Source organism: Halogeometricum limi, from assembly GCF_900115785.1.
Taxonomy (GTDB): domain Archaea; phylum Halobacteriota; class Halobacteria; order Halobacteriales; family Haloferacaceae; genus Halogeometricum; species Halogeometricum limi.
The window spans coordinates 371,062-391,239 of the sequence record NZ_FOYS01000002.1; the positions used below are offsets into that span (position 1 = coordinate 371,062).

Below are 20,178 nucleotides of genomic sequence, written 5' to 3' on the forward strand. Positions count from 1 at the left end.
TACTAGCTCGCACGGATTTCGTGAGAGATAGTTCTCATCAGGCCCAGATATCCCGAATATTTTCACCGACATGTCCGATTCTGTCGGATATATCGCTCGGAGTGGTTCGTTAAACAGGCCGTTAAATCCCCAGAAGCCTTTTTGATGCGGGGCGACCACCGAGGAACAATGGCTACCGACGACGACGCGTCTTTACCCGTCCGGGACGACTCGGACGGCGACGCCGAAGACGCGTCGGAGGGGGAGGTCGGCGGCGACCGAGTCGCTCTCGAAGGGGACGTCGCACCGGGGGGCGCGACGGCCGATGCGGGCGACTCCGACGCGCCGACTGGGGACTCCAACGACGGACCGACGGCCGCAGTGGGAGCGTACACGTGGGCGCACTTCCTCGACGAGTTCGGGGAGGACGGCGACGTCACGTCGCTGTACCGCGGCCGCGACCCACGCGTGGACCGTGACCGTCCCGGCAGTTCGCGCTGGGACGACGGGGACGACGACCCATCACCTCCGACGCGGCCGACGCGCGACGACTGGCGGAACGTCAGTCTCGACCCGACAGAGGAACGGTATCTCGGCCACCATCCGGTCGACACCGAAGACGAACTCACGGACGCCGCGAGCGAGGCGAAACGTATCCAGACGGCGTTCGAGGCGTTCTGCGACCCCGAGACCACGCCCGTCGTCAAGGACGTCTGGATGTGGGAGCACTACAAGCGCGAGTACTACTACGAGGACGACGGCAGTCGGCCGCGCGACGACGACGGCGAGATAGACCGCTTCGACGCCGAAGACGCCCTCGGTTTCGACCCGTCGGTGACGGAGAACGCCCTCGCGCGCGCCGGACGACGCGCCGAGGAACTCGCCGACGTCGTCGACGAACGGACCGTCGACGTGAACGGAGAGATGGACGAGGACGCGTTCTTCTCGGACGAACGGGGCGTGACGACGGCCGCGAACCGCTACGACCTGGAGAAGGCGGTGCCGATGGAGAAGAAGACGCACTTCCGCGAAGTCGAACGCTACTGGGTGAACAAGCCCCACTCGTTCGTCGTCGTCTTCCACTCGGTCAAGGAGAACGAGAAGAAGTACTACGTCATCGAACCCTACCAGAACCGCCTCGAAGCGGACCTGACGGAATTTCTCACCGGCAAGTTGCGGACGGCCATCAAGTACGACGACGAGAGCACTGTCGGGACCGAAGAGGGGACGCGACGGCGAGTCATCGAACAGCAGTCGCTCGAACTCCTCGAACGGTACGACCTGTTCGACCCCGGCCCGGACGGCTACTCCGACTCGTTCTCGCTCGCACCGCCGCGGACGACCGCCGAAGACGACGGCGCGGACGGCGAAGACGACGGCGGCGGACTCTTCGACCGCTTCGGACTCGGCGGCGGGTCGGCGACCGATTCGGAGGCCGAAACGTCGGCGACCCGCGACGGCGCACTCGCCTCGTTCGCGCGTCGCCTCGGCCTGTCCGAGGAGTCGCTCGGCGGCCGACTCGACGGCCTGTTCGCGAAACCGCCGCGCGACGACGGCCGACTCGACGGTATCGCCGTCCGGCCCGAACCCGCCCTCCTCGAAGAGGACGCCGACACGCTGACGGAGTACCAGGTCGAGAAACTGCTCTACTACCTCCGGCGGGACTTCATCGGCTACGAACGCATCGACGGCATCAAACACGACATCAACGTCGAGGACATCTCGTGCGACGGCTACAACTCGCCGGTGTTCGTCTACCACTCGGACTACGAACAGATAATCTCGAACGTCGTCCACGGGGAGACGGAGTTAGACGACTTCGTCGTCAAACTCGCCCAGCGCTCCGGCAAGGGTATCTCGAAGCGTCGCCCGCAGGTGGACGCCACGCTTCCCGACGGGTCACGCGCGCAGTTGACGCTCGGTCGCGAAGTCTCGGACCACGGGACGAACTACACCATCCGCCAGTTCAAGGACGTGCCGTTCACGCCCATCGACCTGGTGAACTGGAACACGTTCTCGCTCGACGAGATGGCGTTCCTGTGGCTCTGCATCGAGAACCACAAGTCGCTCATCTTCGCCGGCGGGACGGCGTCCGGGAAGACCACCTCGCTGAACGCGGTGTCACTCTTCATCCCCTCGAACTCGAAAATCGTCTCCATCGAGGACACCCGCGAGGTGGAACTGCCGCAACGGAACTGGATCGCCTCCGTCACCCGTCCGTCGTTCTCCGACGACGACAAGGGCGACGTCGACGAGTTCGACCTCCTCGAAGCGGCACTCCGCCAGCGACCCGACTACATCGTCATGGGCGAGATTCGGGGCGAGGAGGGGCGGACGCTGTTTCAGGTCATGTCGACGGGCCACACCACGTACACGACGTTCCACGCCGACAGCGTCGGCGAGGTCCTGAAGCGCTTTACGACCGACCCCATCAACGTCTCGAAGACGATGTTCTCCGCGCTCGACCTGGTCTCGATTCAGACCTCGACGCGCGTGCAGGGGAACAAGGTCCGACGGAACAAGTCGCTGACCGAGATAAACCACTACGACGCCGAGAACGACGAGATAAACGTCCAGGACGTGTTCCAGTGGCAGGCCGAAGACGACGAGTTCCTCCGGATGGGTTCGTCGAACACGTTAGAGGAGATTCGGTTCGACCGCGGGTGGTCCCACGAGACGCTCGAACGCGAACTGTTCGTGCGACAGGTGGTCCTCGCGTACCTCATCGAACGCGGCCTCAACACGTACACGCAGGTGGCCGCGACGCTGCAGGCGTTCATCAACGACCCCGACACCATCCTCGCACTGATGGCGCAAGACGACCTCGAACGGAGTCTCGAAGACCTCCGCGAGATGGAGTCGGTCCACATCAACGTCGACCCCGAGAAGGAGAAGATGGTCCCGCGCCCCGACCCGCCCGAGGACGTCCTCGAACTCTGCCGGGAGATACTCGCCCGCGCCGAGGAGGAACTGTTCCCCGACTACCGCGGACGCGACGCCGACGAGGTCGCCGACGCCCTGCGTCACATCGCGGAGGACCCCGACGTGAACGCGGGATACGAGGAGCACGCGGAACTCGACGCGCTGGACGAAGCGACGCGAGACGACCCCGAACTCGCCGCGGGCGAGGACGGACCGGCGGAACTGGACGAGGGGGACGACCCCGGACCGAGCGAACTGGAGGGCGACGACGCGCCGGCGTTAGGGTCGGGCGACGCCGAGGACGCTGGTGGCGGTGACGGTGTCGCGGCCGACGACGGTGACGGCGGCGACGCTGAAACCGTCGAGGATTCCGCCGACACGGAGGACGCTACCGACGCGGAGACGACGTCCGGGGACGCCTCCGAGACGGGCGAGGGGAGAGAGCTGACCCTCGACGACGTCCTCTCCGACGAGGCGTCCAGAGAGATAGAAGAAGACGGATGGGGGTTCGGCGAGTTCGAGAACGCCGACCCCGAAGACGCCGAGGGAGACGAGTAGATGAGCCTCGACTCCTCGGCGGGCGGACTCGACCAGGGGACGGACGTCCTCGGCGACGCGTTCTACCCGCTCTTCGGTCTCCTCTTCGACGAGGACGGCGAGTTCGTCGGCGACGTCGAACGGAAACTCGAACAGGCGCGGATGCCCGCGACGGTGGAGTTGTACCTCTCGCGTGCGCTCGCCGTCGGCGTCCTCGTCGGCGGCGCGTCGTGGCTCGTCGGGTCGGTGGTCTGTTACGCGCTGTTCGCGTTCGGCGTCGTCTCGGCCGAGACGGTCAGTATCGGCCTCCCGACGCCGGACGTACAGACCGCCGCGCTGTTCGAGTCGCTGACGATGCCGTTCGCCGTCCTCGTCTCCGGACTCGTGTTCGGCAGTCTTGGGTTCGGCGCGGGGTTCGGAACGCTCGTCGCCATCCCCTACTCGACGGCGTCGAGTCGGAAGCGCGAGATAAACATGCTCCTGCCCGACGCCGTCTCGTTCATGTACGCGCTCTCGGTGGGCGGACTGAACCAGTTGGAGATTCTGGAGGCGATGGGACAGGCCGAAGACACCTACGGCGAAGTCGCCCGCGAGTTCCAGAGCATCGTGCAGGAGACGGAGTACTTCGGCACCGACTACCGGAACGCCATCCGCGACCAGGCCGTCGTCACGCCCTCCGACGAACTCTCGCAGTTCCTCACCGACATGCTCTCTATCGTCAACTCCGGGGGGAACATGGAGCGCTTCTTGGACGACAAGAAGGACAAGCACCTCCGCACCGCAAAGCAGGAACAGGAGATGACGCTGGAGACGCTGGAACTGTTCGGCGAGATGTACATGACGCTCTCGCTGTTTCCCCTCCTTCTCATCATCATCCTCGTCATCATGAGCATGCTCGGTCAGGCACAGCAGTCGCTTCTCTACGGGACGGTGTACGGGCTGATTCCACTGACCGGCGTGGGATTTCTCGTCCTCGTCTCGACGGTGAAGCAGGACGAACCCGGAGACGGCTACCTCCGACCCGACGGCGCGTCGGAGCGTCTCGAACAGAGCCACGAGGAGGGACTGATACACATGGGCCTCGTCGAGAGTTTTACCGGCGAGTTCGGCGTCTTCGACCGCATCCGCTCGCGAGAGGGGACGTACAAGACGAAGAAACTGCTCGAAGCCCCGCATCACTTCTTCCGCGACGAACCGCTCTTCACCCTGTTCGTCACCGTCCCCGCCGCCGTCGTCCTCGTCGGCACCGCCGTCGTCGGCGGGAGCGCACCGCTGTCGTGGGACGCGATGCTCAACCAACCCATCTGGGGCACGTTCGTCTGGTGGTACGTCCCCGTCTACGTCGTCGGGATTCCGCTGGCGTTCTTCCACAGTTGGAACGCGCGGTCACGAAAGGCCGTCGTCGGCAAACTCTCGGAGAACCTCCGGAAACTGTCGAGCGCGAACGACACCGGACAGACGCTCCTCGAATCGGTGAAGACCGTCTCCGACACGTCGTCGGGGAAACTCGCCGACGAGTTCGACGTGATGCACGCGAAGGTGAACTACGGCATGAGTCTCCGGTCCGCGCTCGTGGAGTTCAACAACAAGTACCACATCCCGCGGGTCGCGCGAACGGTCAAACTCATCTCGAAGGCACAGGAGGCGTCGAGTCAGATTACGGACGTGCTGACGACGGCGGCGCAGGCCTCCGAGAACCAAGACGACATCGAACGCGAACGGAAGTCGCGGACGATGATGCAAGTCGCCATCATCCTCATGACGTACCTGACGCTTCTGGCCGTGATGGCCATCCTGAAGACGCAGTTCCTCGACGTGATGGCCGGACTCACCTCGCAGGCGAGTTCGTCCGGCGGGTCGCAGGCGGTGCAGGGCGGCCCGGACTTCGGCGGCGGCGTCGACACCGACATGCTCTCGCTTCTGTTCCTGCACGCGGTGACGCTGCAGGCGACGCTGTCGGGTCTCATCAGCGGCTACATCCGCAACGCCGACATCGTCTCCGGCGTCAAGTTCGTCGTCATCCTCCAGACCATCGCGCTCGCGGTGTGGGCGGTGGTCGGATGAGTCCGAGCGTGCGAGGCGGCGAATCCGGGCGCGGGCAGACGACGCAGGACTTCGTCATCGGAATCAGCGTGTTCCTCCTCGTCGTCGTCTTCGTCCTCGCGTTCGTCCCCGGAATCTTCGACCCGTTCGAGGAGACGAACCGGACGCAGACCGTCGACAGGTACGGCGCGACGTTGGCCAGCGACGTCCTCGGCGACCCGTCGACGCCCGCGACGCTGAACGCGACGTGTACGTGGCACTTCTTCCGGCAGATGCAGACGGGGACCGACACGACCGCAGCCTGTCGATTCGACGACGGGACAGACACCGTGGCCGCGACGCTCGGAAGCGACCGACTCGACGTGAACGTCACCGTCGTCGACGACGGGGCGGTCGTCTCGCTGAACGCTCCCGACGGCGTCGGCGGGTCGGCGCGCGAACTCCGGGCCGGGCCGCCCGTTCCGTCGCGGGGGTCCGTCGTGACGACGCGTCGCGTCGTCCTCTTGGAGGGACAGACCCGGCAACTGGTGGTGAGAGCATGGTGACGTCGGCTTCGTCCGACCGACGCGGACAGGCGCACACGCTCGAAGCCATCGCAGCCGGCATCCTGCTGCTCTCCAGCGTCGCCTTCGCCCTGCAGGTGACGGCCGTGACGCCGCTGACCGGCAGCACGTCGAACCAACGAATCGAGGACCACCAAGCCGTCGTCGCAGAAGACGTCCTCGCCTCGCAGGCCGCCAACGAGACGCTCAGCGCGGGCCTCCTGTACTGGAACGACACGCGACGACAGTGGCACGGCGCGCCGTGGGACGGCTACCACGACGGCGCACCGGAGGCGACGGCGCTCGGCCGCGCGTTGAACGACGCGCTTCTCGACCGGGGGGTCGCCTACAACTTGAACGTCTACTTCTGGCGCAACGACCAGCGAATCCGCGAACAGGTGGTGTACCTCGGCGAACCGAGCGACCACGCGTCCGTCGCGACGTGGACCGTGACGCTGTACGACGACGACGAGTTGCGAGACGCCGACGGCGACCCGACGGGGACGACGCTCGCGGACGCCGGTGACGGCTACTTCGCCCCCGACGTGGAACCGGGCGGTCCGGTTCGTACCGTCGTCGTGGTGGAGGTGGTGACGTGGCGGATGTGATTCGGCGGGACGACCGCGGGCAACTCATGCTCGTCACCGCCCTCGTGATGGCGACGCTGTTCGTCGTCCTCGCCCTCCTCGTGAACACGACCATCTACACCGGGAACGTGGCGACGCGGTCGGACGTCAGCGAGTCCGCACAGGTCGTCAACTACCGTTCCGAGGCGGTTTTCGCCGCCGGCGAGACGGTGAGGTACGCCAATCGAAACGACAACGAGTCGACCCCCGACGTGGACGCCGCGTACGTCGCGTTGAACGAGTCTCTGCGGTCGAGCGTGAAAAACTGGAGCGACGAGGCCGCCAGACACGACGCCCTGTCGGGAACGGCGACGCGAACGTGGGTGGTTGACGTGCGGAACGGGACGCGAATCGCACAGGAGGCGTCGACGCGGAACCTGTCGAGTCCCGCCGGTGCGACGTACTGGACGCCCGTCTCCGGCGTCACCGCGGTGCGCGGGCCGACGATGACGCTCGACGCGGCGTCGCTGGCGCCCGTCGACGACGACGGCGACGACGTGTCCGAACTCGAAGACGACGACGCGTTCCACGTCGAGACGGACGAGATAGACGGCGAGCGGCACACGCTGTACGTCTACGAACGGGACGACGGCGACGTGGGCGTCACCGTCGTCGAACCGAGCGGCACCGTTCGGACCTGCGGGGCGGCGAACGACGGCGCGGTGTCGCTGGACGCGCACGCCGGGACGTTCGAAGGCGAGACGTGCCCCGCACTCGCCGCCTTCTCCGACGCGGACAACGCGTTCGCCGTCCGGTTCGACGACGCGCAGAACGCCGTCGGAACGTACTCGTTCGTCGTCGACGAACGGGCGGACACGGCGTCGGTCGACCCGTCGCTATCGCTGGACTCGGGGACGCCGTTCTACACGGCGGCGATATACGACGCGGACGTGGCCGTCACGTACCGCAGTCCGAACACGAACTACAACGCGACGGTGGGGGTGCCGGATGCGACCGCGTGAAGGGGCCGACCGGGGCGTCTCGACGACCCTCGGCTACGTCCTCACGCTTGCGATAACGGCCATCCTCGTCTCCGGTCTCCTCGTCGGCACCGGTCAGTACGTCGACGACCAGCGACGGCAGGTGAGCCACGAGGAGATGGCTGTCGTCGGCGAGCGAATCGCCGGTCGAACCGCCGACGTCGACCGGATGGTCCGGGCGGGCGAGGGGGTCGGCACGGTGCGCGTCCGCGCAGAGTTACCGCCGACCATCGCCGGGCAGTCGTACCGAATCGAGGTGTCGGAGCCGACCGTGACGACGCCGCGGACGCACGAGATAACGCTCACGACGACGGCGGGCGACAGCGAGACGGTCACGGTTCGAACCGGCGTCGATATCGCCGAGGGGAGCGTCTCGGGCGGAACCGTCGTCATCGACTACGACCCGTCGACCGACCGAATCGGTCTCGAATCGAACGAGTCGGTCTCTGCGTCACTCGTCGGACCCGACGTGGCGTTCGCGCCGTCGGTCGTCTCCCAGAGAGGTGTGAGCCGATGAATCGGACGTGGCGGACGGACGGGCGTGCCGTCTCGTCGACGGTCGCCGTCGTCCTCCTCCTCGGGATAACGCTCCTCGGAACCGGAATCGTCGTCGGCGTCGGGTCGTCGGCGCTGTCGGCGACCCAGCAGTCCGTCGACGTGGACCGCGCCGAACAGTCGATGACGCAGTTCGACGCCGTCGCGGCGATGGTCGGACTCGGACAGACGTCCCGGGAGTCGGTGTCGTTGCAGAGTTCGTCGGACGGCCAGTACGAGGTGTCGGACGACGACGGGTGGATACGACTCACGCACTACAACTACTCCGGCGACTCGGACGAAGTGCTCTACAACGCGTCGTTGGGCACCGTCGAGTATCGAACCGGGAAGTCCACCGTCGTCTATCAGGGCGGCGGCGTCTGGCGACAGACCGAGGGCGGCACCTCGATGGTGTCGCCGCCGGAGTTCCACTACCGCGATGCGACGCTCACGCTTCCCATCGTCCGCGTGCAGAACACCGACTCGGCGTCGGGTCGGGTCCGCGCCACCGTCTCGCGCAGCGACGACGTTCGGCGACTGTATCCGAAGCCCGCGGACCCCGGACCGGGATGGGACACGTACGACAACGGCGTCACGGAGTACCGCAACCCCGTCCGAAACGGGTCCGTGAACGTCACCGTCCACAGCGAGTTCTACCGCGGGTGGGCGGAGTACTTCCGCACGCGAACCACCGGGAACGTCACGGTGAACGACACGGCACGAACGGCGACGCTGGAACTGGCGACGGTGGGGATGGTCGGGTCGTTCGACCTCCCGGCGAAGAACAAGGGCGTCGAGATTCGCGGGATGGCCCCAGAGCACCCCATCAGACAGTTCGAGGTGTCGCTGGCGAAGTCCAACGGCGGCAACAACAACATGGACTTCTCCTTCTACACGACGAAGGGTTCGAGGGCGTACGAGACGGTGGTGCACGTCCCGAATGGGATCGGGAACTACTGCAAGAACGGGAAGGACGCCGACATGACGATGGTCGTCTACTATCGGAACGGGTCCGGCACACAGCACGTCTGGACGAACGACAGCATCCCGGCGGGCACCGGCCCGGTCAAGATAGACTGCAGCGACGACACCATCGCGGTCAACTACACGAGTAGTATGGCGATGACCTACGACGGGTCGGGTGCGACCGACGAGACGTCGCTGACGTGGGACGACCCCGTCGACCCCTCGCCGTCGTTCAACCACTCCGGCGTCGACGGCGAGAACGTGACGTTCGCGCCCGGCGACCAGACGACGAGTCGCCACCTGACGCGACACTACCTCAGCTACTTCGGGCCGGACTTCGGGCTGAACGTCTGGCACGGCCCCGGAAACAGCGGGAAGGCGCGACTCGACGTGGACGAGTCGACGGGCGAACTCCGCTACGACACCACCACGTCGTCGCGGTACATCACGTACCTGCACGTGACGGAGAACAACGTCACCGTCGAACTCGACTGAGGGCGCGAGTCGAGAGACGGACGGGGCCGCGGCGTCGTCGCGACGCCGTCTCGGCGACGCTCTCGGTCACACCAACCTCACTCGAACGTCGTCTCGACGGTGACGCGAACGACGGACACCCGGGAGATGCCGTCCGCGTCGCAGACGACGTTCGTCGAGGACGCGGTGTACGGGTCGCAGTCGAACCCCTCGGACTCGAAGTAGTCGCCCCACGCGGCGGCGTACGGCGAGGAGACGTTGAACCGAAGCGTCACGGGGTTCTCTCTGGCCAACAGCGTCGAACGGGACGTCTGGACCGTCCGAATGCGGGCGATTCGTTCGCCGCCGACCTGTCCGGTCTCCCCCGGAAGGGTCCGGATCAGTTGGACGACGGCCCTGTCCTCTTCGAGGACGAAGTCGGGTTCGTGAACCATCCGGGGTCGGCCGTCGCCGTCGACTCGGACGACGGCGCCCGAGGCGTATCTGAGTTCGCTGCCGTCGTGAAGCGTCATCGAAACGGGCGACACCGAGACGGGACCCGTCGAGTTGTTCACGTCCGCGCCCGGCCCCGGTGTCGCGTCGAGCGTGACGTTCATCGTCGTCTCGCCGTGTTCGAGCGAGGAGTCGGCGAGTTTGAGTTCGGTTCCCCGACTGGGCGCGCCGCGGAGGGCGACGTCGGCGACGTTGTCGGCGAACACCTCGAAGGCGCGTTCGGCGTTGTTCACGCGTTCGTAGTCGCGTACGTCGCGGAGTTCCCCCACCCCGAAGGCGTACACCGTTCCGACGGAGGCGAGGACGAGTCCGAATATCAGGACGAACCCGATGACCTCACTGACTCCACGACTGTCTGCCTGCAGAGACACATCGACTCGTACAGCGAGGGGGTAATTAACTGTGGTGTCGGCGATAACAAGATTGATACCGCGTACAGTTCACTTGCCAGTCATGTCCTCGACGCCCCCCACGCTCTCCCGTCGAACGAAAATCGCCCTCGCCCTCCTCTGTTTCCTCGTCCTCGCGTACGCAGTCGTCATCGCGGGACAGATTCTCTTGGGCGTCATGTTCTGTGCGTTCGTCTACAGTCTCGTCCTCGCGTACTACCTCGTGCAGGCGTTCTCCCGGTTCGTCGGCGGCGTCGAGCGAATCGCGAGTGCGCTCGAAGCCATCGCAGAGCGAGAAAATCCGACGTTCGTCGCCGGAGACGGCGGTGTCGTCGAAGAGTCGGCCGCCGAGCGAGACGAGACGTAACATCCTTTACTCGACTTCCACGTCGTGTTCCTCGCCGCCGAGCGTGACGTGGCCGTAGTTGAGGATGCCAACGAAGACTGTCCCGCCGACGACGTTGCCGAGCGTCGTCCAGAGCAGGAAGTGTCCGAGTCCGCCGACGCCGACGCCCGCTCCGAGAAGCACCGCCGTCAGCACCTCAGTCGTCCCGAGGATGCTGTGGTGGAACGGGCCGAACCCGATGGCCGCGGTGACGAGGAGGACGAACAGGACGCGCCCGACGGTGTCGCGACTGGCGGCGGCCAACCACGTCACGAGTCCCATCAGCCACCCGGCGACGACGCCGCTGAGGAGAATCACCCACCACGGGAACGGGACGAGTGCGCCGGCGAGCGTCCCGAACGACGACGGTTCGGCGACGTTCATCGCCGGGCCGAGGGTGACGGCGAGCACCGAGAACGCTCCGCATCCGAGGAGGTTCCCGACGTACGTGACGGCCCACACGCGCCCGAGTTCCGAGAGCGAGGCGCGCCCGTCGAGGACGGGGAGGACGGCCATCGTCGAGTGCGCGGTGAACAGTTCCGTCTGCCCGACGACGACGAAGAGGAACGCGACGGAGGAGACGCCGCCGAGGACGAGTTGCTGGACGAACGTCGACTCGAACCCGCCGGAGAACGTCAGCGCCATCGCCATGAACAGCGCGCCGAAACTCAGGTTGAGTCCCGCGGCGAACGCCGAGAGGAAGACGCCGCCGACGGGGCGGTGTATCTCCCGCAACGCGTTCTCCATCTCCCGTTCGAGGATGCGCCGATAGGAGAGCGAAGCACCCGACGGGTCCGGAGAGTCAGAACTCATCTGTCGTGTTCGCGCTGTTCTCGGTGGCGCGTGTACACTCTTTCGGCCGACGAGAGTGCCGAGGGAGAAACGCGGGCGACGCCGCGTCCCAACAGCAAAGGTGCTCCCGTGCGGACAGATAGCGATGACCGAGCGCACCGTGTCGGACCGCGTCGCCGGAATCGAACCCCAGCAGATTCGACGCCTGTTCGACCTCGCCGCCGAACACGGCGGCGACGACACCGTCCACCTCGAAGTCGGCGAACCCGACTTCCAGACGCCCGACCACGTCGTCGAAGCCGCCGTCGATGCCGCACGCGGCGGCGAGACGAACTACACGCCGAACGCCGGTATCGACCCCCTCCGCGAGGCCGTCGCGGCGGAGTTCCGCGACCGCGGCATCGACGCCGACGCCGACCGCGTGGTGGTGACGACGGGCGGCGTCGAGGCCCTCTACCTGACGCTCCTGACGGTGACCGACCCCGGCGACGAGGTGGTCGTCCCGACGCCCGCGTGGCCGAACCCGCTCTCGCAGGCGGAGTTGGCTGGCGCAACTCCCGTCGAAGTGCCCCTGCCCGCGGAGGACGGCTTCGCGTTCGACGCCGACCGCGTGATAGCGGCGCTCACCGACCGGACGGCCGCCGTCGTCCTCACCTCGCCGTCGAACCCGACGGGCAGGGTGTTCGACGTCGACGAGATGGACCGGGTCGTCTCCGCGGCCGCCGACTACGACGCCGTCGTCGTCGCCGACGAGGTGTACCACCGACTCGCTTACGACGACGCCCAACCGAGTCTCGCCGCCGTCACCGACCACCCCGAACGCGTCGTCACCGTCGACTCCTGTTCGAAGACGTACGCGATGACCGGGTGGCGCGTCGGATGGCTGACCGGCCCCGAACCGGTGACGACGGCGGTGACGAAGATTCACGAGAGCACCACCTCCTGTGTGAACTCGCCCGCGCAGTACGCCGCACTCGCGGCACTCACCGGTCCCGAGGAACCCGCCCGCGAGATGAAGTCGGCGTTCGAACGCCGGCGTGACCGGTTCGTCGCCCGCCTCGGAGAGATTCCGCGCGTCTCGATGGCGCGACCGGAAGGGGCGTTCTACGCGTTCGTCGACGTGAGTGCGCTGTCGGGGACGAGCATGGACGTCGCGGAACGACTGCTGTTCGACTACGACGTGGTCGCCGCACCCGGAAGCGCCTTCGGCGACGCGGGCGAGGGCTACCTCCGATTCAGTTTCGCCAACGACGTCGAACGAATCGACGCGGGCCTCGACCGATTCGAGGCGATGGTCCGCGCGGAGCCACGACGCTGAACGCGGCCGAGGGACCGTCACGCCACGAATTCGAATCAGCCACCCGACGTTAGACGGTGACAGAACGGGTCCGACGGCCGAGGTATCGACCGAGTAACCTTCGGTGGTGCTGCCCTCGCGGTCGACAAATGAGACGCTCACTGCCCGTCGCCGTCCTCCTCGTCGTCCTTCTCGCGGGATGTGTCTCGACGGGGTCGACCGTCAGTTCGGGAGAGACGGTGACTCAGTCAAGCACCGGGGAGGTCGCCGACGTGACCGCGACAGCGACAGACGACTTCACCGTGCGGGACACGGACGCCGACTCCGACGACCGACCGTCCACGCCGGCGTCCGACAGCGAGACCGAGACGTCCGACGCGGACACGGCGTCGCCACCGAACGACGCGGAGACCCCGACCGAGAACGACGCGTCTACGCCGACCGACCGCGACCGCACGACGACCGCCGAGCGAGACACCCGGACAGAGACGGATACGCGGACAGAGACGGATACGCGGACGGAGACCGAACGACCGACACCGACGGTGGCACCGACCGAGACGGCCATCGAGACGCCGACGGAGACGGAGACTGCGACCGAAACCGCCACCGAGACGGAGACTGCGACCGAGACGCAGACGAACACAGAGACGGCGACCCAAACCGCCACAGAGACGGCGACAGAAGCGGAGACGGCGACCGAGACAGCGACGGAGACTCCAACGGAGACGCTGACGGAGACACCGACGAACACGTCGGCGGCGCTCCGGTGGGCCACCGTTCCGGAGAACCTACGATAGCGACGTACGGAGTACCGGGATGGACGTTCCGACCACGGTCAAGACGGCGCTCGCAGACCAACCCGTCGAGGGTGCGGTCTGTCTCGAAGCCGGTGCAGGCGTCGGCAACACGACGTGCGGACTGTTAGACGCGGGGGCGCGCCACGTCTTCGCCGTCACGAACGACGCCGACCACGCGCGACTCGTCCGCGACCGACTCGACGCCGAGCAGTCGACGCGGACGACGGTCCTCCGCGCCGACATTCGCGCGCTTCCCCTCCCTGACGACGCCGTCGAACTCGTCACGGCGCACGGCCTCCTGAACGTCGTGCCCGCCTCATCGCTCGGGTCGCTCGTCGGCGAGTTGCGCAGAGTCGCCGCGCCCGGAAGCCGCCTCGTCGTCGACGACTACGAACCGCTTCCCGACGACGCGGCGATGCGCGAACTCGTCTCGCTCGCGAACGCCGCCCGCGAGTTGGCCGACGGGCGTCCGGCGCTCACCTTCTACGCCGCGGAGACGGTCCGTGACCTCTTCGTCGGCCGCGGTTGGCACTTCGACCGACGACGGACGTTGTTAGACCCCGTCCCGTGGACCCGACACCACGTGCTCGTCCACGCGAACATGGTTCGCGACGCGGCGGACAGCCTCCCAGACGAGTTCGCCGACCCGTTCAGAAGAGAGACCACGCGTCTCGTCCACGACATCGGGTCGGAGTCGGCGGGCGAGATGTACAGTCTCGCGTTCCGCCTTCCAGAACAGACCGAACCGTGACCGCGTCCGTCAGTCCGCCGAGACGGACGAGGGCGCGACGCGGCCACTCTCTTCTTCTTCGTCTTCCTGCCCGCCGCTCTCTTTTTCTCCACCTTCGTCGCCTTCTTCGCCTTCCTGTTCGCCGCCCGCTTCTCCGCCGCCTTCTTCGTCGTCGCCGCCGGAGGACGTACAGCCTGCGAGTCCGACGCCCAACAGGGTCGCTCCGACGCCGCGGAGGAGCGTTCGTCTGTCGTACCGTGAGTCGTGTCTACTCATCGACTCGTCCGAATTGCCGGGCGTCAGTAAGTGTTGTTGCCGAAATCCGACGGATGAGTTCCCTGCTCCCCTACGAACATTTATGTTAACTGAATAACAATTACTGCCTCGGGGCAAGATACCAATGAAAATACACTACGTCGTGCTGGCATTCGCGTTACTGTTGGTCGCCGCCTTCGTCGGCGTCGGAGCCGCGGCCGCCGAGGAACATCCCGCTTGTGAGGGGACGAAAGGAACCATCAGTGCGGAGGGTGCAGAGGAGGGGTCGAAGTTCATCACGAAGCCGGTCTGTAGCGACAGCGGCACCGTCGAGATGGACGAGGACAAACCCGCGAACGACAAGCTGAGCGTCCCCACCAATCGTGGAACGCAAGTGCGCTGCCACGACACCGCACGGGAGAACTCCCCGAAGTTCACCGAGGCGAACCCGCAGAGCGGATGGTGTGCTGACGTCTGAACTGCGCCTCTCTCCTTCTTCGCTACTGATTCTCGCGCGATCCGCAGAGACTGTCGTTTTGTGAACTCGCTAGGTCGGACTTGGGCTGGCGTCGCTCCCTTCGGTCGCTCCTGCGGTTCAAATCTCGGACAGGCACGATTTCACTCGGCACACGCGACTCGCACCGCTCGTCGATAGTGTCGAGAGAAAGCATCGGTGACTCGTCGGGAGTGCCGCGAGCGAAGTGAGTGGCACTACGGCGAGTCCACGAACGACTGACGGAGCGTAGCGACGGAAGGATGTGAGTGGACTCGCCGGGATTTGAACCCGGGGCCTCTCCCATGCCAAGGGAGTGATCTACCACTGATCTACGAGCCCGCGAACGCATTCAATCGTTCCCCGGTCCCGGTATTAAGGCCTTCGACTCGAACTTCGCACGGCGAGTGTCGCAACCCTTTTCACTCGGTCGGAGGTGGGTACACACGGGAACAGCACGGCCGCAAATCTGACTCGCCACGACTCGTGGCTTGGGATTGCGGAAGTGTCCGACCGACAGTCGTCGGTCGCGAATACGCCTTTCTGCGGTCTGTGCCGTTCCAATTTCAACAATGGCACGAATGCACACCCGCCGCCGCGGCACGTCCGGTTCGGACAAGCCCGTGGCAGACGAACCCCCGGAGTGGAGTGACGTCGACGCAGAAGACATCGAAGCCCGCGTCGTCGAACTCGCGGAGCAGGGTCACGACCCCAGCCAGATTGGGCTGAAGCTTCGCGATGGAGGCGTCAAAGGTACCCCCGTCCCCGACGTCAAACTGGCGACCGGTAAGAAAGTCACCACCATCCTCGAAGAGAACGACGCCGCACCCGAGCTTCCGGAGGACCTTCGGAACCTCATGGAGCGCGCCATCCGTCTCCGCGAGCACATGGAAGAGAACGCGCAGGACAAGCAGAACAAGCGCGCACTCCAGAACACCGAGTCGAAGATTCGCCGCCTCGTCAACTACTACCGTGGCGACGAACTCGACGAGGACTTCACCTACAGCTACGACGTCGCCGTCGAACTCCTCGAATAACTGAGACGTGTCCGCACGACCCGACCCGACCAACGCGCCGGACGCCCCCGCATCGAGCGTCGCGGCTACGCTCTCGGACGCCTCGTTCGTCCGAGTCGTCTGTCGCGCCGACGGCGACGCACTCGCCGCCGGGGGGCTGCTCGCTCGCGCACTCCGACGCGCGAACGTGCCGTTCCACGTCCGCGCCGGTGCCTTCGCCAGCGAGGCGGGCGCACCGTCGGACGACGGGGTACTGGTCGCCGTCGGACTCGACGTCCCGGGCGCGGACGCCACCGTCGCACTGGGCGACGGAACGACGAGCCTGCGTGCGCACGAAGTCGCCGAAGCGTTGACACCCGAGGGCGAGTCGGGGCCGGACCCCGTCCTCGCACTCGCGGGCGTCGTCGCCGCCGGCGAACACCCGGGCGCGGCGGACGGCAGTCTGCTCTCCGTCGCCGAAGAGACGGGTGCCGTCGGGCGGCGACCCGGCGTCGCCGCTCCCGTCTCGGACCTCGCGGACGGACTCGCGCACACGACGCTCGCGCACGCGTCGTTCTCGGGTGACCGGGAGGCGGCCACCGCCGTCCTCGCGGAACTCGACCTGCCCGCGGAACTCGACGCCGCGGCGCATCGGACGCTGGCGTCGCTCGTCGCACTGGACGTGGCCGGCGACGACGACGCGACCGAACGCGCCGCCGAGGCGGTCGAACGCGCACTGCACCCGTACACGACGCCCGACGCGCCGTTCACGACGCTCGGCGGCTACGCCGACGTGTTGGACGCCGTCGCGCGGGAACGGCCCGGTACCGGCGTCGCTCTCGCACTCGGACACGACGCGCGCGTCCCCGCGCTGGAGGCGTGGCGCGACCACGCCGCCGCCGCACACCGCACGCTCCGCGAGGCGCACACGGGCCGCTACGAGGGCGTCCACGTCGTTCGCGCCACCGACGAGGTGGCCGAACACGTCGGCCGTCTCGCCACCGTCGCCCGACTCGCCCGCGACTTCCGCGCACCCGAACCGACGACACTCGTCGTCGGCCGCGGGGTGGCGGCACTCGCCGCGGTCGAACGCGGCGCGGCGGACGCGGCGTCCACCCTCGCCGAGGAGTTCGGCGGTCAGGACGGCGCGTGGACGGGCGACGCGACGCGAGCGGTCGTCAGGTTCGACGCGGACACCGAGGAGGCGGACATCATCGCAGCAGTGAGGGAGGCATCGACGTGACGAACGCACACAACGAGCGAGACGGAAGCGGGGCAGAGTCCCCCTCTCGCACCGCCCGCCTGCGGACGACGCACGACGCCGCCGACGTGGTGGCGGCCGCGCTTCGTCCGGACAACACCGACTCCATTCGGATGACCGTCGAGGGAGACACCCTCGTGACGGACATCGAACGGGAGACGACCGGCGGGCTTCAGTCCACGGTGGACGACACCGTGGTCAATCTGACGGTGGCAGACGCCGTCATCGACACAGTAACCAACAACATATGAGCGAACGATCAGTCTCGAAGCAGAAGCGTGGCAAGCGATGGTACACTCTCATCGCGCCGGAGCAGTTCGACCGCGAAGAACTGGGAGAGACCATGGCCGACGAACCGGAGAAGGTCGACGGTCGAACCATCGAGGTCACCCTGGGTGACCTCACCGGCGACCAGGGCGCGAACAACACGAAGCTCACCTTCAAGGTGAACGACGTGTCCAGCGACGCGGCGTACACCGAGTTCGTCAAGCACGAACTCGCGCGCGACTACCTCCGTAGTCTCGTCCGCCGCGGCGCGTCGAAGATTTCGGCCAGCATCACGGTGCTGACGAAGGACGACTACCGCGTCCAGATTCAGCCCGTGGCGTTCACGACGAAGAAGGCCGACCGCAGTCAGGAGAAGGCGATTCGCCGTGTCATGATCGACTACGTCGAAGAGGCCGCCGAAGAGCGCACCTTCGAGGAACTCGTCGACAGCGCCGTCGTCGACGGACGCCTCTCCTCGGCCATCTACGGCGAGGCCAAGACCATCTACCCGCTCCGCCGGGTTGAGGTCCAGAAGCTCACCCTCGAAGCGCGTCCCGAAGAGGTCGCCGCCGAGGAAGAGGCCGCCGTGGACGTCGACGAAGAAGACGTCGCCGTCGACGAAGCGTAAGCGTCTTCGACAGCGACTCGACACCCGATTCTCACCATTTCTCACGGCCGCCAGCGACCGCTCTCTGACTCGCACGACGTACTCACCGCCGTCGCAGCACTGACCCTCGCGCAGGTCGACGCCGCGTCGACTACGCGGAGTCGGTCGTCGTCTCGCCTGCTTCCTCGACGACGATAGTGCCGACCATCCCGCTCTGTTCGTGGGGAATGCAGAGATACTGGTACTCGCCGGGCACCTCGAACGTGTGCGAGAACGACTCGCCGCTCTGGATGAGTCCCTCGACGCGGTTGTTGAACGCGTCGCGGGCTTCCTCGGTGTTCTCGAACCCGCCGGTGGCGAAGAACTCCGCCTCTTCGGGAATCCGGTCGTCGTAGGCGGTGACGGTGTGGCCGCGCGAACTCGTGTTCCGCCAGACGACTTCGTCGCCGACGGCGACGGTGAGCGTCGGGGGGTCGAACGCGACGGCGGTCATCCCCACGTCGTAGTCGCCCTGTCCGGCGGTCGTACAGCCAGCCAGTCCCGCGGCGGCGACGGAGCCGAGACCGGCGAGAAACCGGCGGCGCGACGCCTCGACGCGGTTCCGTTCGTACATGGTCGGACGTCAGGGGTCGACGGATAAATGCGGCGCGGTCGGCGTCTCGAATTCGGTTCGCGAACGGGTGGCGTGTCCGCGAACGGGCGTCGAGTCCGTGCTCCGCCCGCGGTCGATATAAAAACGTAAAGCGTCGGTCGTCCACGCCGACTGTATGAAGCCCCGCTTCGTCGGCAAGATGGGCCTGGCCGACGCGGTGACCGTCGCTAACGCCGCCCTCGGCTTCCTCGCCGCCGTCGCGGCGACGGTGAGCGTCACGCTCGCGGCCCGCCTCATCCTCCTCGCCGCCATCGCCGACGCCCTCGACGGGGTCATCGCCCGTCGACGCGGCGGAACGTCGGTCGGCGAGTACCTCGACTCGCTGGCCGACGTGGCCTCGTTCGGCGTCGCACCGGCCCTCCTCGTCGCCGTCGGCGTGCTGGAGGTGTGGCGCTCCGACGACCTGCTCGTCGCCGTCGCCCTCGCCGGGTCCGCGCTGTTCGTCGCCGCGGCGGTCACGCGATTGGGACTGTACACCGCCTACGACAGCGACCTCGCCGAGACGGAGGGCGTCCAGACGACGCTCGCGGCGACTATCCTCTCCGCGGGCGTCCTCGCGGGGTTCACGCAACCGGTCGTGTTGGTTCCGCTCGTCTACCTCCTCGCCGTCCTGATGGTGACGACCATCACCTACCCGGACCTGCACGCGCAGGACGCAGTCGTGATGGGCGTCGTGCAGGCGCTGGCGATTCTGCTCTCGGGCGAGTGGGGGCGGCGCGTCGCCGGGGAGTTAGGAGAGGGGTTCGCGTTCGGACTGCTGTTCCTCGCGCTCTCGTACCTGTTCTTGGGGCCGATGTTCTACTGGCGTCGGGACTGAGTCGGTCGGAGACCGGCCCGGTCGACGGTTACATCCCCATGTCTTCGGCGTCTTCGGGCACGGGCAGGTCGTGCGGCGAGACGCCGAGGAGTTCGGCGGCGTGGTCGAGGGCCATGTCGAACCCGTAGTAGCGTTCGAGTTCGTCGCCGTCGGGGGCCGGACGAACCTTCAGCATCGCGTACCCCTCGCGGTTCTGCGCGACGGCGGCCGTCTGTCCGCCTCTCTCGAACGTGAGCATCCGTTCGGAGTCGGTCTCGTAGTAGCGGGCGGTGATGTCGTTCGCCGTCACCTCGCTGTCGGTCATGGGTCGACGTAGGGAGTCGCGGTAATCGAAACTACCGGT

At 66.7% G+C, this 20,178-nt stretch carries 22 protein-coding genes and 1 tRNA gene; 17 read left to right on the top strand and 6 right to left on the bottom strand.

Going from position 1 to position 20,178, the window contains the following annotated elements; all coding sequences use genetic code 11:
- Window positions 1–168: 168 nt before the first annotated feature.
- From BM282_RS06810 to BM282_RS06840, 7 genes are read left to right on the top strand one after another with little or no spacing between them, the layout of a single operon-like run.
- Window positions 169–3,459: an ATPase, T2SS/T4P/T4SS family gene (locus BM282_RS06810; protein ID WP_089878356.1), complete on the top strand. Its 3,291-nt coding sequence runs from the start codon at window positions 169–171 to the stop codon at window positions 3,457–3,459.
- The gene (locus BM282_RS06815; protein ID WP_089878359.1) at window positions 3,460–5,502 is read left to right on the top strand and encodes a type II secretion system F family protein; all 2,043 of its coding nucleotides are present in this window, start codon (window positions 3,460–3,462) and stop codon (window positions 5,500–5,502) included.
- Window positions 5,499–6,026 carry a DUF7287 family protein gene (locus tag BM282_RS06820; protein WP_245758319.1) on the top strand — a complete coding sequence of 176 codons (528 nt, stop codon included), beginning with the start codon at window positions 5,499–5,501 and terminating at the stop codon, window positions 6,024–6,026. The genes BM282_RS06815 and BM282_RS06820 overlap by 4 nt, the downstream gene beginning before the upstream one ends.
- Window positions 6,020–6,631 (top strand): DUF7288 family protein, encoded by a 612-nt coding sequence (locus BM282_RS06825; RefSeq protein WP_089878367.1) that lies wholly within the window; start codon window positions 6,020–6,022, stop codon window positions 6,629–6,631. The genes BM282_RS06820 and BM282_RS06825 overlap by 7 nt, the downstream gene beginning before the upstream one ends.
- On the top strand, window positions 6,628–7,611 hold the full coding sequence (locus tag BM282_RS06830; protein ID WP_245758320.1) for a DUF7261 family protein: 984 nt from the start codon (window positions 6,628–6,630) through the stop codon (window positions 7,609–7,611). Before BM282_RS06825 ends, BM282_RS06830 begins: the two co-directional genes overlap by 4 nt.
- On the top strand, window positions 7,598–8,146 hold the full coding sequence (locus tag BM282_RS06835; protein WP_089878370.1) for a DUF7266 family protein: 549 nt from the start codon (window positions 7,598–7,600) through the stop codon (window positions 8,144–8,146). The genes BM282_RS06830 and BM282_RS06835 overlap by 14 nt, the downstream gene beginning before the upstream one ends.
- Window positions 8,143–9,624: a DUF7289 family protein gene (locus tag BM282_RS06840; RefSeq protein WP_089878373.1), complete on the top strand. Its 1,482-nt coding sequence runs from the start codon at window positions 8,143–8,145 to the stop codon at window positions 9,622–9,624. Before BM282_RS06835 ends, BM282_RS06840 begins: the two co-directional genes overlap by 4 nt.
- A gap of 77 nt (window positions 9,625–9,701) precedes the next feature.
- Here BM282_RS06840 and BM282_RS06845 read toward each other — a convergent pair whose 3' ends face one another.
- On the bottom strand, window positions 9,702–10,466 hold the full coding sequence (locus BM282_RS06845) for a DUF7289 family protein (protein ID WP_089878376.1): 765 nt from the start codon (window positions 10,464–10,466) through the stop codon (window positions 9,702–9,704).
- An 82-nt stretch (window positions 10,467–10,548) separates the two neighbouring features.
- Between BM282_RS06845 and BM282_RS06850 the strand changes: the two genes are divergently transcribed.
- Complete coding sequence (locus tag BM282_RS06850) at window positions 10,549–10,851, top strand: hypothetical protein (RefSeq protein WP_089878379.1); 303 nt, start codon at window positions 10,549–10,551, stop codon at window positions 10,849–10,851.
- 6 nt (window positions 10,852–10,857) lie between these two features.
- Here BM282_RS06850 and BM282_RS06855 read toward each other — a convergent pair whose 3' ends face one another.
- Window positions 10,858–11,682 (bottom strand): formate/nitrite transporter family protein, encoded by an 825-nt coding sequence (locus BM282_RS06855; protein WP_089878382.1) that lies wholly within the window; start codon window positions 11,680–11,682, stop codon window positions 10,858–10,860.
- Window positions 11,683–11,806: 124 nt separating this feature from the next.
- Between BM282_RS06855 and BM282_RS06860 the strand changes: the two genes are divergently transcribed.
- From BM282_RS06860 to BM282_RS06870, 3 genes are all read left to right on the top strand, one after another.
- The gene (locus BM282_RS06860) at window positions 11,807–12,979 is read left to right on the top strand and encodes a pyridoxal phosphate-dependent aminotransferase (protein ID WP_089878385.1); all 1,173 of its coding nucleotides are present in this window, start codon (window positions 11,807–11,809) and stop codon (window positions 12,977–12,979) included.
- 128 nt (window positions 12,980–13,107) lie between these two features.
- Window positions 13,108–13,758 carry a hypothetical protein gene (locus tag BM282_RS18140; protein ID WP_139229695.1) on the top strand — a complete coding sequence of 217 codons (651 nt, stop codon included), beginning with the start codon at window positions 13,108–13,110 and terminating at the stop codon, window positions 13,756–13,758.
- 19 nt (window positions 13,759–13,777) lie between these two features.
- A complete protein-coding gene (locus BM282_RS06870; RefSeq protein WP_089878387.1) occupies window positions 13,778–14,509 on the top strand; it encodes a class I SAM-dependent methyltransferase in 732 nt (243 codons plus the stop codon).
- A 9-nt stretch (window positions 14,510–14,518) separates the two neighbouring features.
- On the opposite strand, the gene BM282_RS06875 is transcribed toward BM282_RS06870, so the two are convergent.
- Window positions 14,519–14,764 carry a hypothetical protein gene (locus BM282_RS06875; RefSeq protein ID WP_089878390.1) on the bottom strand — a complete coding sequence of 82 codons (246 nt, stop codon included), beginning with the start codon at window positions 14,762–14,764 and terminating at the stop codon, window positions 14,519–14,521.
- A 124-nt stretch (window positions 14,765–14,888) separates the two neighbouring features.
- Between BM282_RS06875 and BM282_RS06880 the strand changes: the two genes are divergently transcribed.
- A complete protein-coding gene (locus tag BM282_RS06880) occupies window positions 14,889–15,221 on the top strand; it encodes a hypothetical protein (protein ID WP_089878393.1) in 333 nt (110 codons plus the stop codon).
- A gap of 285 nt (window positions 15,222–15,506) precedes the next feature.
- Here BM282_RS06880 and BM282_RS06885 read toward each other — a convergent pair.
- Window positions 15,507–15,578 (bottom strand) — tRNA-Ala (locus tag BM282_RS06885).
- Window positions 15,579–15,808: 230 nt separating this feature from the next.
- Here BM282_RS06885 and BM282_RS06890 point away from each other — a divergent pair.
- From BM282_RS06890 to BM282_RS06905, 4 genes are read left to right on the top strand one after another with little or no spacing between them, the layout of a single operon-like run.
- Window positions 15,809–16,273: a 30S ribosomal protein S15 gene (locus tag BM282_RS06890; RefSeq protein ID WP_089878396.1), complete on the top strand. Its 465-nt coding sequence runs from the start codon at window positions 15,809–15,811 to the stop codon at window positions 16,271–16,273.
- Window positions 16,274–16,280: 7 nt separating this feature from the next.
- A complete protein-coding gene (locus tag BM282_RS06895) occupies window positions 16,281–17,474 on the top strand; it encodes a hypothetical protein (protein WP_089878398.1) in 1,194 nt (397 codons plus the stop codon).
- A complete protein-coding gene (locus tag BM282_RS06900; RefSeq protein ID WP_089878401.1) occupies window positions 17,471–17,743 on the top strand; it encodes a KEOPS complex subunit Pcc1 in 273 nt (90 codons plus the stop codon). Before BM282_RS06895 ends, BM282_RS06900 begins: the two co-directional genes overlap by 4 nt.
- A complete protein-coding gene (locus BM282_RS06905) occupies window positions 17,740–18,387 on the top strand; it encodes a 30S ribosomal protein S3ae (RefSeq protein WP_089878404.1) in 648 nt (215 codons plus the stop codon). Before BM282_RS06900 ends, BM282_RS06905 begins: the two co-directional genes overlap by 4 nt.
- A gap of 130 nt (window positions 18,388–18,517) precedes the next feature.
- Here BM282_RS06905 and BM282_RS06910 read toward each other — a convergent pair whose 3' ends face one another.
- Entirely contained in the window at window positions 18,518–18,979 is a 462-nt protein-coding gene (locus BM282_RS06910; RefSeq protein WP_089878408.1) for a cupredoxin domain-containing protein, read from the bottom strand.
- A gap of 154 nt (window positions 18,980–19,133) precedes the next feature.
- On the opposite strand from BM282_RS06910, the gene BM282_RS06915 reads away from it, so the two are divergent.
- Window positions 19,134–19,835: a protein sorting system archaetidylserine synthase gene (locus BM282_RS06915; RefSeq protein ID WP_089878411.1), complete on the top strand. Its 702-nt coding sequence runs from the start codon at window positions 19,134–19,136 to the stop codon at window positions 19,833–19,835.
- Between the two features lie 28 nt (window positions 19,836–19,863).
- Here BM282_RS06915 and BM282_RS06920 read toward each other — a convergent pair whose 3' ends face one another.
- The gene (locus BM282_RS06920) at window positions 19,864–20,139 is read right to left on the bottom strand and encodes a DUF7111 family protein (protein ID WP_089878414.1); all 276 of its coding nucleotides are present in this window, start codon (window positions 20,137–20,139) and stop codon (window positions 19,864–19,866) included.
- Window positions 20,140–20,178 lie beyond the last annotated feature (39 nt).